The organism is Pseudoroseomonas ludipueritiae (assembly GCF_014490445.1).
GTDB classification, from domain to species: Bacteria; Pseudomonadota; Alphaproteobacteria; order Acetobacterales; family Acetobacteraceae; genus Pseudoroseomonas; species Pseudoroseomonas ludipueritiae.
Genome location: NZ_JACTUZ010000037.1, coordinates 1 through 13,290, shown reverse-complemented (window position 1 = coordinate 13,290; position 13,290 = coordinate 1). Strand labels below are relative to the sequence as shown.

The window sequence follows — 13,290 nt, the reverse complement described above, 5'->3', positions numbered from 1 at the left end:
ATCCTGCCCGGTCAAGCACGATTTCCGCAAATCCTTGCGTGGCCGAGGCACAGGCGCGATGATGCCCCCGCCATGTCCCAGGCGAATCCCCAGCCCGATGCGCGCGACCTGACCCTCGCCACCACCGTCCACCGGCGGTTGCGGGAGGACATCCTCTCCGGCCGCCTGCCGCCGGGGCAGAAGCTGAAGCTGCGGGACCTGGCGGAGAGCTACGGCGCCGGTGCCTCGCCGATGCGGGAGGCGCTGTCCAAGCTGGCGGCCGAGGGGCTGGCGGAGCAGTTGGAGCATCGCGGCTTCCGCGTCGCGGCGGCGGCGCCGGGGCAGTTGGACGGGCTGATCCGCAGCCGCGTGCTGGCCGAATGCGCGGCGCTGCGGGAATCCATCCGGCGCGGCGACGCCGCCTGGGAGGAAAGGCTGCTGCTGGCCGAACACCGGCTGAACCGCGTGGCCCGCTCCCTGGACCCGCACCGCTTCGTCACCAACCCCGAGTGGGAAGCCTGCCACCTGCAATTCCATCAGGCGCTGCTGGCGGGCTGCGGCGCGCCGCCGCTGCTGGCCTTCTGCGACCGGCTGCGGGAGGAAGCGCGGCGCTACCGCGCGCTGTCCAATACCCTGGCCTATCCGGGGCGGGACGTGGCGGCGGAACATGCCGCCATCGCCCGCGCGACGCTGGAGCGCGATGCCGAGCAGGCCGCCGCCCTGCTGGCGCAACACTATGAGCGGACCGGCGCCTTTGTCGGCGCCGACCTGGGCTGCGGCGGGGAATAGCCTGCCGCTTCAGCCGGCGCCGCCGTCCTTGCCTCTGCCGCGCAGGCAGAGCAGCGAGACGAGGCCCAGCGAGGCCAGCCCGCAGATCGCCGAAAGGATGACGGCCCAGGTGGGCCCGTAGAGATCCGCCAGCACGCCGATCAGCATCTGCCCCACCGGCCCGAGGCCGATGCAGACCGTGACGAGGCCCATCTGCCGCGAGCGCAGGCTGGCCGGCACGGCGGTCAGCACCAGCGTGGTCTGCATGTTGCTGAACAGCGCCAGCCCCAGCCCGCCGCCGACCAGCAGGCCGCAGGCCAGGGCGTAGCTCGGCATCAGCGGCATGGCGATCAGGGTCAGCAGGAAGAACAGGGAGCCCGCGATCATCAGCGTGCGCAGATAGGCCTTCGGCGCCCGGCTGGTCAGCAGCAGCCCGCCGAGCAACCCGCCCAGCGGCTCCCCCGCCGCCAGGAAGCCCACCAGCGCATCCGGCGCGGCGAAGACCGTGCGGGCCAGCGGCGCCACCAGCGCGACATAGGAGAAGGCGAAGAAGTTCATGGTCGCCGTGACGCCCAGCACCGTCAGCACCGCCGGCTGCCGCAGCGCGAAGGCGAAGCTCTCCGCCAGGTCGCCGGGGATGCGGGAGAGTTCCAGCCGCCGCATCTCCTGCGCATACTGGATGCCCGGCACCATCAGCGCCGCGATCAGGTAGCAGGCCGCCGAGATGGCGAAGGCGCCGGAAAGGCCGAACCAGGCGAAGAGCGCGCCGCCCGCCAGCGGCCCGGCCATGCGGGCGGAGGCATTGGTCAGGCTGTCCAGCGCCACGGCCTGGGAAACGAGGCCGGTGCCGGCGGATTCTCCCACCATGCGCCGCCGCGCCGACATCTCGGTGGCCCAGACGCAGCCGCTGAGAAAGGCCGCCACGGCGATATGCCAGGGCTGCACCCAGCCCAGCAGGGACAGCAGGCAGATGGACAGGGCGGCCGCGAAGCACAGCAGCATGCCGCCGAGCAGAATCTGCTTGCGGCTGATCGCCTCGCAGACCACGCCGGCGATGGCGCCCAGGAAGAGCATGGGCAGGCTGCGCGCCGCCGAGACAAAGGCCACCGCCATGCCGGAGCCGGTGGCCTCGTAGGTGAAGAGCGCGGCGGCCAGCATCTCGACCCAGCGCATGGCATTCGCGAGTCCGCCAAGCGCCCAGAGCCGCCTGAAGGCACGCGATCTGAGCAAGCTGCGCACGCCCTGCGGCGCGCGCGATTCCGGAAGCGTTTCCATCCCACCCGTGAGTGAGCATCTTCCCACCGCCCTGGCAACTGCCCAGGCCTGGCCTTTCGGCCCTGGCCTCAGGGCGTCGGGCGCGGTGCGGCTGCCAGCCCGGCGTGACGGGGCAAGTCGGCGCCGCGCCGGGTGCGGGTGATGGCGGCGGCCAGGGTGGCATGGCGCGGCACATCCTCCAGCGCGAAGACCGCCGCGCGGTTGGGCAGCTTCAGTCGGCGAATTGCCCGGCGGCCTGGATGATCGGCCGCCAGCGCGCGACCTCCTCCGCCAGGAAGCGGCGGTGGAAGGCGGGGGTGGCGCGATCGTCGTCCACGGTGGCCGTCACCAGTTCCGCGAAGCGCTGCCGCAGCCTTTCCTCCTTCAGCGCGGCGCGGATGGCGCGGGCCAGCCGCTCCTGCACCGCCGGCGGCGTGTCCTTGGGCGCGTAGAGGCCGTGCCAGGTGCTCATCACCAGAGAGGGCTGCCCGGCCCCGGTGGTGGTGGGCAGGTCCAGGCCCGGCACGCGCTGCGGCAGCGTCACGGCATAGGCCTTCACGCGGCCCTCGCGGATAAAGGGCGCGGTATTGGTCGCCTGGTCGCAGAAGACATCGATGCGCCCGGCCATGAGGTCGGTGATGGCCGGCGCGCTGCCGCGGAACACCACGCCGGTCAGGCTGGCCTGCGCCGCGTGCTGCAGCACCATGCCGCAGAGGTGGTTGGCCCCGCCCAGCCCGGAATGGGCGAGGTTGAGCTTGTCCCCCTGCTTGCGGATCTCCGCCATGAAGCCGGCGAGGTCCGTGGCCGGGAAGTCCGGCCGCGCGATCAGCGTCATCGCGGCGTCGGACACCAGGCCCAGCGGCGCGAAGGATGTTTCCACGTTGTAGGGCAGGTTGCGGTAGAGCGTGGCGCTGCTGGCATGGCCCACGTGGTGGATCAGCAGGCTGTGCCCGTCCGGCCGGGCGGCGGCCACACGCCCGGCGGCGATGGTGCCGCCCGCGCCGGTCACATTCTCCACCACCACGGGCTGGCCGAGGTCCTTGGACATGCCCTCCGCCACCAGCCGGGCGATGACATCGGTGGGCCCGCCGGCGGCGAAGGGCACGGTGATGGTCACCGCATGGTCCGGGAAGCCCGCCTGGGCCTGGGCCATGGCGGGCAGGAGGGCCGCCGGCAGGGCGGCGAGCAGGCTGCGTCGTTGCATCGGATGTTTCCCTTGTTCTTTTGATCCCCGCCCGCTTTCCGCGGGTCGGGGGTTGGAGGCGTTAGCTTTCCTCCTCCTGGCGCGGCACGGGGAAGGATTCAGTCATTCGCCTGCCGCAGCGCCTCGCAGACCGCCTCGGTCACCTGCCGCGTGGTGGCGGTGCCGCCGAGGTCGGGCGTATGCAGCGCGGGGTCGGCGGTCACGCGCTCCACGGCCTTCATCAGCCGCGCCGCCGCCGGAGCCTCACCCAGGTGGTCCAGCATCATCGCCGCCGTCCAGAAGGTGGCGACAGGGTTCGCGATGCCCTTGCCGGTGATGTCGAAGGCCGAGCCATGGATCGGCTCGAACATCGAGGGTGCGTCGCGTTCCGGGTTGATATTGGCCGTGGGCGCGATGCCGAGGGAGCCCGCCAGCGCGGCGGCGAGGTCGGAGAGGATATCGGCGTGCAGGTTGCTGGCCACGATGGTGTCCAGGCTGCCGGGCTTGATCACCATCCGCATGGTCATGGCATCGACCAGCATCTTGTCCCAGGTGACATCCGGGAATTCCTGCGCCACCTCGGCCGCGATCTCATCCCACATCACCATGGCGTGGCGCTGCGCGTTGGACTTGGTGACCACGGTCAGGAACTTGCGCGGGCGGGACTGCGCCAGGCGGAAGGCATAGCGCATGATGCGCTGCACGCCCGCACGGGTCATCACCGAGACATCCTGCGCCACCTCGATCGGCAAGCCCCGGTGCGCGCGGCCGCCGACGCCGGAATACTCGCCCTCCGAATTCTCGCGCACGATCACCCAGTCCAGCTCGGGGCCGGAGACATTGCGCAACGGGCTGGTGATGCCTGGCAGCACGCGCGTCGGGCGCACATTGGCGTATTGGTCCAGCGGCTGGCAGATGGCGAGGCGCAGGCCCCAGAGCGTCACATGGTCCGGAATATCCGGCGCGCCCACGGCGCCGAAGAGGATGGCATCGAAGGCCCGCAACTGCTCGGCGCCATCGGCCGGCATCATCACGCCATGCTTGCGGTAGTAGTCCGAGCCCCAGTCGAAATCGGTGAAGTCCAGCGCGAACTGGCCGTCACGCTCGGCGCAGAGCTTCAGCACCTCCACCCCGGCGCTGATGACCTCCGGCCCGATGCCGTCCCCACCCATGGCTGCGATTCGATAGCGGCGCATTGATCAACGATCCTCCGGCCCATATTCTGCCGTATCATCTTGCATGGAAGCTGGCGTGGCAACCAGGGCTATTCCTGGCGGCCCCCGGTGACTAAACCCCGCCCTTGGACGGCAGCCCGAGCGGGCCAGGGAGATCGCGATGGCGGCATTGCGCAGGGACAGCGAAGGCCAGGCCCCCAGGGCCTCCCTGGTGGATGCGGCCTATGAGGCGTTGAAGGAGGCGATCCGCAACGCCGTCTTCGCCCCCGGCTACCAGGGCTCCGAAGGCGAGATCGCGGTCCAGCTCGGCATGAGCCGCACGCCGGTGCACGAGGCCATCATCCGGCTGCAGGAGGAAGGGCTGGTCCGCGTGCTGCCCCGGCGCGGCGTGGTGGTCTGCGCCATCTCGCCCGAGGATATGCGCGAGATCTACGAGGTGGTGGTGGCCCTGGAGGCCGCCTCGGCCGAGTTGATCGCCGAGAGGCCGGCGCCCGAGCGCGGCGCCATCGCCGATGAGCTGGCCGGCGTGAACGCGGAGATGGCCGAGGCCCTGGCGCGCGACGACCTGGTGAGCTGGGCCGGGGCCGACGGCCGCTTCCACCAGCTGCTGGTGGAGCGCGCCGGCAATCGCCGCCTGTCCCGCATGTTCGCCTCCATCATGGACCAGTCGCACCGCGCGCGGATGCTGACCCTGCGCCTGCGCCCCCGGCCGGGCGCTTCGGTGGAGGACCATGCCGCCATTGTCGCGGCCATCCGGCAGGGCGACCCGCGCGAGGCCCGCGACAGCGCCCGGGCGCATCGCATCCGGGCGCGAGAGCAGATCCTGCCGCTGCTGAGCCAGCTCGGCATGCGCCACCTCTAGGTGACAGCACGATCGGTGAGGGCTGCTTCGGATAGATGTTGTTGAGGAAGCCGGACGGGGCTTTCGGCTGAAGGGGCCGATCGGGCCTGGCCGGCAACCTGAGGGCGCCTCTGCATCGGCCCGGCGGGGCTGATGGCATTCAGTGCCGGGATCGGCTTGGCGAGCTTGCACGGCGGTGGTGGCCCGCGTGTTCGACGCCGATCAGGTGGTTGCCGCGTAGGCGCAGCAGGCCGGATCGCCGGCCGCAGTCACCTAGCGGGGCCAGACACCCGGCGACCGCGCGGCTGGCATTCCGCGGCTCCAGTTCGCCCCTCCAGCCATCTGGGGAATTGAATCAGCGCTGGCCTGAAGCCCCGACCGGTTTTCTCAACATCATCGGTTGCCCCGCCTAACGCTGAATGGGGTAGGAAGCGGATCTGAAGGGGCGCCCAGCGGGACTGGACTGCAAGTGACGTCTGCCGACTAATGCGGCCCCCACCCGTTAGGACTGTCGCATGAACGCCGCCCCTGCCGATCCAGCGCCATCCATGGCCGCTCTTGTGCCTGAATTGCTGGTATCCGACGTCGCGCAGAGCCTGCGTTTCTGGCGCGACCTCTGCGGGTTCAGGATCATGTTCGAAAGGCTCTACGAAGGCTTTGCCTTCATCGAGCATTCTGGTGCTCAGGTCATGTTGGAAGAGCGGGGCAGGAGCCGCAACTGGGTCACTGGCCCGCTCGACGTTCCTTACGGGCGGGGCATCAACTTCCAAATCGCCTTACCCGATATCCAACCCATCCTGGAGGCGCTGGCCTCAGCCAACTGGCCGCTCTTCATGCAGCCCGAAGAGAAATGGTACCGCGCCGAGGAAGTGGAGATAGGGGTCCGGCAGTTCCTCGTCCAAGATCCTGATGGCTATCTCATCCGCTTTTCACAGCGCGTCGGCACTCGTCCTGACCAGGGAGCCTAAGGGGTCGCCGGACCGCTCGTTGGCTAAGCTAGCCTGATGCCCGCTACGGGTCGGGAGCCCTGGTGGCTACCTCCGGCCGAGCCTGGGGCTGGGTGAGATGGCAGGCCGAGCGTTCATGGTTACCTTTGTCCACGGACAGCGGTGCGGAAAATGGGGTGATGGAGAAAGTCGGCGCTGAGGTAGAAAGCCTGTTGCAAGCGGAAGTCGCTGCGCTCCTGGCCCAATCGGATGCGGTCGCCGCTCGGCGGAGGTGAGGCCGAAGCCAGGCGCATTGGTGCGCGCATGGTTCTGCCCCTGGCAGCTGCCATGATGGCATCGTGGTAGAGCGCTTCGCTGTCGAACAGCAGTCCATCCATGTCAAAGATGACGGCGGCGGGAAGTGCTGACATGGCGTCCTTCGCGTGTGGATGCTGGTCCATGAACTCCGGTCCGGCTTCCGCCCTAGGGCCGGCGCGACCAGGCTTCCGCGTTCACCGCCCCGGGCGGCACCTCGCCGGCCAGGATGGCGCGCACCTGCTCCACGGTCCCAAGCGCTTGCGCCTCCACGGCCGGGGGCGTGAGGCCGCCGATATGGGGCGTCGCGATCACATTGGGCAGGCGCGCGAGCTCGGGCGAGGGCATCTGGTCCGTAGCGCGCCCCACATCCATGGCGGCGCCGGCGATCCGCCCTTCCGCCAGCGCCGCCGCCAGGGCGGCCTCATCCACCAGATTGCCGCGGGAGAGGTTGATGAAGGCGGCGTCAGGCTTCATCCGCGCCAGGGCGGCGGCATCGATCAGGTTCTCGGTGGCCTCCGTCGCGGCGGCGAGGCAGACGACGTAATCCGCCCCGGCCAGCAGCGCCTCAAGGCTGACCTGCCGGAGATGCGGCGCCTCGGCCCTGGCATGGGGGTCGCTGACCAGCACCTCCATGCCCAGCCCGGCGGCGACCTGCGCGAGCTTCCGGCCGATGGCGCCATAGCCGATGATGCCGATGCGGCTGCCGGCAAGCTGCCGCCCCATCCGCGCCTGCGGCATGCGGCCCGCGTGGTAATCCGCCGTGGCACGGGAGATGCCGCGCGAGAGGTCCACCAGGAAGCCCAGCGCCAGTTCCGTCACCGAGGCCACGAAGCCCGGCCCCGCCCGTGTCACCAGCACGCCCGCGCGGCTGGCCGCCGCCGTGTCGATGTTGCGGATATCGACGGCGCAGCGGAGAAAGGCGCGGAGCCGGGGCAGGCGGGGGAAGATCTCCGCCGGGCCGGTGGTCAGGCGGTCCGCGATGACGAGGTCGGCCCCGGCCGCCGCGGCGGCCAGCCCTGCCGGCGTCAGCGGCTCATCCTCCCCGTGCAGGATCACCTCGGCCAGTGCCTGGAGTTCGGCCAGGGCGCGCGCGCCGTAATATTGCTCGCGCATGCGCGGCGTGTGCGTCAGCAGCACCTTCATGCGGTGTTCCATTCCTTCCTTGCCTGTCGTGCCCCGCCGCTAGAACTGCGACCAGAAGCCCCGCCGCCCGCCGTCCCGGTCCTGCCGGTTCATCTCATTGGCGGCGAAGGTGGTGGCGAAGGCCGCCTGGGGCAGCCGTGGAAGATTCGCCAGGCGCGCGAGCACCGCCTCCCCGCCGCCGGCGAAGAGCGGGGGCTGGAGGACGCGGCGCGCCGCCTCGGCATCGCCGGCGCGCAGGGCGCGGAGGGCGGCGTAGAGCGCATTCACCACAAGCTGCGGCGGCGCGTCCGGGGCGATGCCCACCGCCTGCCGCACCTCCCCCAGGCCGCGCCGCAGTTCCACCCCCACCAGGGGCGAGAAGCCCACCCAGCGCGGGCCGCCCGGGATTTCCACGGCGAGGTATTCATAATTTGCAACTGCCCGTGCCGCCTCCTCCGGGCGCCCGGCCAGGGAGGCGGGATTGGCGAAGGCATAGGCGGTGTTGATGATGGCCGCCCGCGCCGGGTCTCCGGCGCCCTCGACGGCATCCGGCGGCAGGGACACGGAAGGCAGCGGCGGCGCGGTGCTGACGCAGCCGCCCAGCAGCGGCAGCGCCGCCAGAACTGCTCCGAGAAGCCGGCGCCGCCCAGGGGCCGCGTCGCTGCTGGAAGCCGGAACCGTCCTCGGTGTCATGGGCGCCTCGCTGGATGGCGGCTGGTGGCCCTGACGAGGATGCCGCGGCCAGGGCCGGTGCATCCTGCCACGCGGCGGCCGCGCCGTCTCGTCCTCCTTGCCTGGTCGTGAGGATGCCGCTCCGGCCTCGTCCCGCGCCTCCGTGCTGCCATGGCAACAGTTGCATTAAAGTCACATTTTCTACGTAACGTGTGAGTGGCCGCCGCCGGGGCCGCGCGGCCGTTGTGAGCGGGGCGACGCAAAACTAGGATCGGCGCTGAATCAACCATCGGTAGCTATGCAGATGCGAGTTGTTGATCTGTCCACAGCACAGGATGCGCTGGGAGGTCTGCCGGCCTCCATTGTCAGCGTGGTGCTGAATGGCTTCGAACTGGATGTCCGCCGCCTCAACCGTGACATGCTCCGGGCGGCGCATGCCGGGGACACGACGGCCTATGCCAATGCGGCCCATGCCCTGGCCGATGCCGCCAGCCGCCTCGGCGCGACCGAGCTGGCGCTGATGGCGCGCGATGCCTCCCGGCGGCCGGTGCCGGTGGCCGACCTTTCCCTGCTCATGGCCGGCGAAAGCGCGATCGGCGAGATGCGGGCCGCCTTCAAGGGCTAACGCCCGCCGGGCGCGGCATGGCCTCCGCCGCGCCCTGCCCCTCCGGGCCCCGCGCGGGCCCGTCTGGCCGCGTGGAATGTCCCGCCGCCTGAAGCCTTTCCGGAATCTCAACGTTAAGAATGGATGGCGGCAGCCTGAGGCGCCGCCCTCTTCGCGCCATGTGTCTGCCGGACCGGGCGGGCTCCATGGCGGGCCGGCTCGTGTGCAAGGGAGGAACCAGGCCCGGGGCACCAGGAACACCATGCCAGATGCGGAACCGCCGGAGCCCTGTTCCGGCACCGGGGCCATGAGGGCACCCGCCAGCCGGCGCGGATGGCGGGGTGGACGGCGCCGGGGGAGCCGCGGGCCCGCCGCTTTCTTTCCACGACCGCCTGCATTCGCGAGGTGTCATGATGGAACGACCGACCACCGAGCCGCTGGGCCATGCCGAACTTCGCCGCGCATGACGGGGCTGGCCCCGACCAGGGGCTGCGCTCCCGCGTAGCGGAACTGGAGGCGGAGAATGCGCGCCTCCGCGCGGATCTGGCGAGGATGGAGATGGAAGGCGGCCATGTCCTGGCCGGCGCCGAGGAACTGATCGCGGGCCTGCAAAGGGCCAATGCGGCCCTGGACGAAAGCCGCGCGGCCCTGGCCGGAAGCGAGGCCCGCTATCGCGCCGTGCTGGAAAGCGCCACCGGCCATGCCATCATCACCATGGACCAGCATGGCCGCGTGACCGGCTGGAGCCCTGGCGCCGTGGCCCTGCTGGGCTGGGAGGAGGCGGAGGCGCTGGGGCAGAACATCGCCTTCATCTGGACCGAGGAGGACCGGGCGGCCGGCGTGCCGGAGAAGGCGCGCCACCAGGCCCTGACCACCGGCCGCGTGGCCGAGGAGCGCTGGCACCTGCGGCGGGACGGCAGCCGCTTCTGGGGCTCGGGGCAGCTCACCTCGCTGGAGCTGAACGACACCGTCGGCTTCGTGAAGATCATGCGCGACGAGACCGAGCGCTGGCAGGCCGTGGAGGCGCTGCGGGAAAGCGAGGCGCGGCTCGCCGCCATCTTCGGCGCGGCGGCCACGGGGCTCTGCGAGATTTCCACCAAAGGAACCTTCCTGCGGGTGAATGACGAATTGTGCCGCATCCTCGGCCGCTCCAGGCGGGAGCTGCTGCGGATGGGCGTGGCGGATGTGACGCATCCCGACGACCTGGAGCAGAGCTTCGAGGTCGTGCGGCAGGTGCTGGAAAGCCGCAGCGTGGGCAACCTGGACAAGCGCTACCGGCGCCCGGACGGCACCGAGGTCTGGGCCAACAGCAGCATCTCCGCCCTGCTGGACCGGGAAGGGCAGGTGCGGAGCCTGCTGGTCGTCACCGCCGACCTCACCGACCGCCGCGCCGCCGAGGCGGCGGTGCGCGAGAGCGAGAACCGCCTGCGGAGCCTGATCCGCGCTTCCTCCGAGATCCTTTACTGCATGAACGCGGATTGGACGGAGATGCGGCGGCTGGAGGGCGGCGGCTTCTTCCCCGAGGCGGACCAGCCCGGCGCGGAATGGTTCGACCGCTATGTGCATCCGGCGGACCAGGCCATGGTCCGGGCCGCCATCCAGGAGGCCATCCGCACCAGGGGCGTCTATGAGCTGGAGCACCGGACGCGGCGCGAGGACGGCAGTTGGGGATGGGTGCAATCCCGCGCGGTGCCGCTGCTGGACGAGGCCGGCGAGCTGCGGGAATGGTTCGGCGCCGCCTCCGACGTGACGGCGAGGCGGGAGGCCGAGGAAGCGCTGCGGGAGCAGAAGGAGCGCTTCCGGCTGCTGGTGCTGGGCATGCCGCAACTGGTCTGGCGCGCCGCCAGTGGAGGCTCCTGGACCTGGTCCAGCCCGCAATGGCAGGCCTATACGGGCCAGAGCGAGACGGAGAGCCTGGCGCTGGGCTGGCTCAAGGCCGTGCATCCCGAGGACCGTGGCGCCGCCATGCGCGCCTGGCACGAGGCGCCCTTGCAGGGCCGGCTGAACGTGGAGTTCCGCATCCGGCGGGCCATCGACGGCGCCTGGCAATGGCACCGCACCCGCTCCCTTCCGGTGCGGGACGAGCCGCCGCCCGGCCAGTTCCCCGGCCGCATCGTGGAATGGGTGGGCACCAGCACGGATATCGAGGATCTCATGCGCCTGCAGCAGCAGCAGCAGGTGCTGGTGGCCGAATTGCAGCACCGCACCCGCAACCTGCTGACGGTGATCCGCTCCATCCTGACCCGCAGCCTGCCGCGCTCGCCGGAGCGGGAGGAACTGGACGGGCGCCTCGCGGCCCTGGGGCGGGTGCAGGATTTCCTGACGCGCACGCCGGCCTGGACCGTGTCGCTGCATGACCTCGTGATGGCGGAGCTGGTGGCGGTGGGGGAGGGGAAGTCCAGGAAATCCGAGATCGCGGGCCCGCCGGTGCAGATTTCCGGCGACAAGGTGCAGCCGCTGGCCCTGGCGCTGCACGAGCTTGCCACCAACGCCGCCAAGTACGGCGCGATCGCGCAGCCCGCCGCGCAGCTTTCGGTCAACTGGTGCTTCAGGACCATGCAGGGCAAGGAGCACCTCCTGCTGGAATGGCGCGAAAGCGGCGTGGCCATGCCGCAGCGGGGGGCGCCGCAGCGCCAGGGCTTCGGCACCCAGCTCATCACCCGCGCGCTGCCCTACCAGCTGCGCGCGAAGGCGGACCTCTCCTTCATGCCGGATGGGGTTTGTTGCAGGATCACGCTGCCGGCTTCCGGATTCCGCAAGGCCTGAGGCGGCACCGCGCCCAGGTCAGGCCCGCCGGTCACCGCGCATCGCGCGAAGGAGACAGGATTTCATGAAGCATCACGCCGCCGCCGATATGCCGCTCCACCAGCAGATCGCCGCGGCGGCCGAGCCTTTGCCCGAGCCGGACGACGCGGCCTTCGGCGCCTTCTTCGACCGCTTCGCCGGGGCCAGGGTGGTGCTGCTGGGCGAGGCCAGCCATGGCACGGCGGAATTCTACCGCGCCCGTGCCGCCATCACGCGCAGGCTGGTGGAACGGCACGGCTTCACCATCGTGGCGGTGGAGGCGGACTGGCCCGATGCCGCGGTGATCGACCGCGAGGTCCGCGGCCTCCCCGCGGCGGCCGGGGCGGAGCCGCCCTTCCAGCGCTTTCCCACCTGGATGTGGCGCAACACCGATGTCGCCGCCTTCCTGGACTGGCTGCGCGGCTGGAACGACCGCCGGCCGCCCAGCCTGCGCGCGGGCTTTCATGGGCTCGACCTCTACAATCTTTCCGCTTCCCTCCGTTCGGTGCTGGACTATCTCGACCGCGTGGACCCGGAGGCGGCGGCGGTGGCACGGCGCCGCTATGGCTGCCTGACGCCCTGGGCCCGGGAGCCGCAGCGCTATGGCCGGATGGCGCTGTCGCGCGGCTACGCGCCCTGCGAGGAAGCCGTGGTGGCGATGCTGCGGGACCTGCTGAGCCGCAGGCTGGACTACGCGCGGCAGGATGCCGAGAGCTTCCTGGATGCCGCCGTCAGCGCGCGGCTGGTCAAGAACGCGGAAGCCTATTACCGCGCCATGTACTACGGCTCCGCCGAAAGCTGGAACCTGCGCGACACGCATATGTTCGAAACCCTCTGCACACTGCTCGATGCGCGTGGGCCGGGCGCGAAGGCGGTGGTCTGGGCGCATAATTCCCATATCGGCGATGCCTCCAAGACCGACATGGGGCTGGAGCGCGGCGAGCTGAACATCGGCCAGCTCTGCCGGGAACACTTCGGGGAGGAGGCGGTGCTGATCGGCTTCGGCACGCATGGCGGCACGGTGGCCTGCGCCAGCGACTGGGACGAGCCGATGGAGGTCAAGCGCGTCAATCCTTCCCGCCCGGACAGCTACGAGCGCCTGGCGCATGACAGCGGCATCCCGCGCTTCCTGCTGGACCTGCGGGCGCCGCGCGACGCGGCGCTGCGCGAGATGCTGCGGGAGCCGCGCCTGGAACGCTTCATCGGCGTGATCTACCTGCCGGAGACGGAGCGCTGGAGCCATTATTCCTCCTGCTCCCTGCCCGGGCAGTTCGACGCCTATGTCTGGTTCGACGAAACCCGGGCGGTGACGCCGCTGCCCACGCGGCAGCAGCCGGGCGCGGAGGAAACCTATCCCTTCGGGCTGTGAGCGGCGGCATCGGCCTGGCGCAGCAGCGCCATCACCTCCTCATCCTCGACCTGCGTGAAGTCCTCGTAGAAGCTGCCGACGGCGCCGAAGGATTCCGGCGTCGCCAGGAAGACCGCCTCGTCGCAAAGGCCAGCCAGCACGGCGGCGACCGGTGGCGGCGCCACCGGGGCAGCCAGCACGACCCGCCGCGCGCCCGACCGCGCCAGGGCCCGCAACCCTACCCTGACGGTCGCGCCCGTGGCGATGCCGTCATCGACCAGGATCGCGCTGCGGCCCGCGAGCGGCAGGGGCGCGC

Annotated in this window: 13 protein-coding genes; 6 read left to right on the top strand and 7 right to left on the bottom strand. The window is 70.8% G+C overall.

Translation table 11 applies throughout. From position 1 onward, the window contains the following. Positions 1–72 precede the first annotated feature (72 nt). Positions 73–768: a GntR family transcriptional regulator gene (locus IBL25_RS10685; RefSeq protein WP_187778535.1), complete on the top strand. Its 696-nt coding sequence runs from the start codon at positions 73–75 to the stop codon at positions 766–768. Positions 769–777: 9 nt separating this feature from the next. On the opposite strand, the gene IBL25_RS10680 is transcribed toward IBL25_RS10685, so the two are convergent. The 3 genes from IBL25_RS10680 to IBL25_RS10670 all read right to left on the bottom strand — a co-directional run bounded on the left by IBL25_RS10680 (position 778) and on the right by IBL25_RS10670 (position 4,380). Then, entirely contained in the window at positions 778–2,022 is a 1,245-nt protein-coding gene (locus IBL25_RS10680; protein WP_275295980.1) for an MFS transporter, read from the bottom strand. A 211-nt stretch (positions 2,023–2,233) separates the two neighbouring features. Further along, the gene (locus tag IBL25_RS10675; RefSeq protein WP_187778533.1) at positions 2,234–3,205 is read right to left on the bottom strand and encodes a tripartite tricarboxylate transporter substrate-binding protein; all 972 of its coding nucleotides are present in this window, start codon (positions 3,203–3,205) and stop codon (positions 2,234–2,236) included. Between the two features lie 98 nt (positions 3,206–3,303). Continuing rightward, positions 3,304–4,380: a tartrate dehydrogenase gene (locus tag IBL25_RS10670; RefSeq protein WP_187778532.1), complete on the bottom strand. Its 1,077-nt coding sequence runs from the start codon at positions 4,378–4,380 to the stop codon at positions 3,304–3,306. Positions 4,381–4,519: 139 nt separating this feature from the next. Here IBL25_RS10670 and IBL25_RS10665 point away from each other — a divergent pair, with 139 nt between their 5' ends. Both IBL25_RS10665 and IBL25_RS10660 read left to right on the top strand, forming a co-directional pair. Continuing rightward, positions 4,520–5,221 (top strand): GntR family transcriptional regulator, encoded by a 702-nt coding sequence (locus tag IBL25_RS10665; RefSeq protein ID WP_187778531.1) that lies wholly within the window; start codon positions 4,520–4,522, stop codon positions 5,219–5,221. Positions 5,222–5,715: 494 nt separating this feature from the next. After that, complete coding sequence (locus tag IBL25_RS10660) at positions 5,716–6,168, top strand: bleomycin resistance protein (protein ID WP_238940350.1); 453 nt, start codon at positions 5,716–5,718, stop codon at positions 6,166–6,168. Positions 6,169–6,287: 119 nt separating this feature from the next. Here the strand turns inward: IBL25_RS10660 and IBL25_RS26890 are convergent, their stop codons facing one another. The 3 genes from IBL25_RS26890 to IBL25_RS10645 are packed head-to-tail and all read right to left on the bottom strand — an operon-like array spanning position 6,288 to position 8,259. Further along, entirely contained in the window at positions 6,288–6,587 is a 300-nt protein-coding gene (locus IBL25_RS26890) for an HAD family hydrolase (RefSeq protein WP_238940349.1), read from the bottom strand. A 22-nt stretch (positions 6,588–6,609) separates the two neighbouring features. Beyond that, positions 6,610–7,599: an NAD(P)-dependent oxidoreductase gene (locus IBL25_RS10650; RefSeq protein WP_238940348.1), complete on the bottom strand. Its 990-nt coding sequence runs from the start codon at positions 7,597–7,599 to the stop codon at positions 6,610–6,612. Between the two features lie 27 nt (positions 7,600–7,626). Further along, the gene (locus tag IBL25_RS10645; protein ID WP_187778530.1) at positions 7,627–8,259 is read right to left on the bottom strand and encodes a hypothetical protein; all 633 of its coding nucleotides are present in this window, start codon (positions 8,257–8,259) and stop codon (positions 7,627–7,629) included. Between the two features lie 283 nt (positions 8,260–8,542). On the opposite strand from IBL25_RS10645, the gene IBL25_RS10640 reads away from it, so the two are divergent. The 3 genes from IBL25_RS10640 (at position 8,543) to IBL25_RS10630 (ending at position 12,995) form a co-directional block, all read left to right on the top strand. After that, positions 8,543–8,863, top strand: coding sequence for a hypothetical protein (locus IBL25_RS10640; protein WP_187778529.1), 321 nt, complete (start codon positions 8,543–8,545; stop codon positions 8,861–8,863). 423 nt (positions 8,864–9,286) lie between these two features. Beyond that, positions 9,287–11,608 (top strand): PAS domain S-box protein, encoded by a 2,322-nt coding sequence (locus IBL25_RS10635; RefSeq protein WP_187778528.1) that lies wholly within the window; start codon positions 9,287–9,289, stop codon positions 11,606–11,608. A 64-nt stretch (positions 11,609–11,672) separates the two neighbouring features. After that, on the top strand, positions 11,673–12,995 hold the full coding sequence (locus IBL25_RS10630; RefSeq protein ID WP_238940347.1) for an erythromycin esterase family protein: 1,323 nt from the start codon (positions 11,673–11,675) through the stop codon (positions 12,993–12,995). On the opposite strand, the gene IBL25_RS10625 is transcribed toward IBL25_RS10630, so the two are convergent. After that, the coding region (locus IBL25_RS10625; protein WP_275295979.1) for a phosphoribosyltransferase family protein at positions 12,977–13,290 on the bottom strand (314 nt) is incomplete at its 5' end. The two genes, IBL25_RS10630 and IBL25_RS10625, sit on opposite strands and share 19 nt — an antisense overlap.

Bases quoted from the DNA above. Each gene is read 5' to 3' on its own strand.
- IBL25_RS10685 (WP_187778535.1), top strand. From the start codon at position 73: ATGTCCCAGGCGAATCCCCAGCCCGATGCGCGCGACCTGACCCTCGCC.
- IBL25_RS10680 (WP_275295980.1), bottom strand. From the start codon at position 2,022: ATGGAAACGCTTCCGGAATCGCGCGCGCCGCAGGGCGTGCGCAGCTTG.
- IBL25_RS10675 (WP_187778533.1), bottom strand. From the start codon at position 3,205: ATGCAACGACGCAGCCTGCTCGCCGCCCTGCCGGCGGCCCTCCTGCCC.
- IBL25_RS10670 (WP_187778532.1), bottom strand. From the start codon at position 4,380: ATGCGCCGCTATCGAATCGCAGCCATGGGTGGGGACGGCATCGGGCCG.
- IBL25_RS10665 (WP_187778531.1), top strand. From the start codon at position 4,520: ATGGCGGCATTGCGCAGGGACAGCGAAGGCCAGGCCCCCAGGGCCTCC.
- IBL25_RS10660 (WP_238940350.1), top strand. From the start codon at position 5,716: ATGAACGCCGCCCCTGCCGATCCAGCGCCATCCATGGCCGCTCTTGTG.
- IBL25_RS26890 (WP_238940349.1), bottom strand. From the start codon at position 6,587: ATGGACCAGCATCCACACGCGAAGGACGCCATGTCAGCACTTCCCGCC.
- IBL25_RS10650 (WP_238940348.1), bottom strand. From the start codon at position 7,599: ATGGAACACCGCATGAAGGTGCTGCTGACGCACACGCCGCGCATGCGC.
- IBL25_RS10645 (WP_187778530.1), bottom strand. From the start codon at position 8,259: ATGACACCGAGGACGGTTCCGGCTTCCAGCAGCGACGCGGCCCCTGGG.
- IBL25_RS10640 (WP_187778529.1), top strand. From the start codon at position 8,543: ATGCGAGTTGTTGATCTGTCCACAGCACAGGATGCGCTGGGAGGTCTG.
- IBL25_RS10635 (WP_187778528.1), top strand. From the start codon at position 9,287: ATGCCGAACTTCGCCGCGCATGACGGGGCTGGCCCCGACCAGGGGCTG.
- IBL25_RS10630 (WP_238940347.1), top strand. From the start codon at position 11,673: ATGAAGCATCACGCCGCCGCCGATATGCCGCTCCACCAGCAGATCGCC.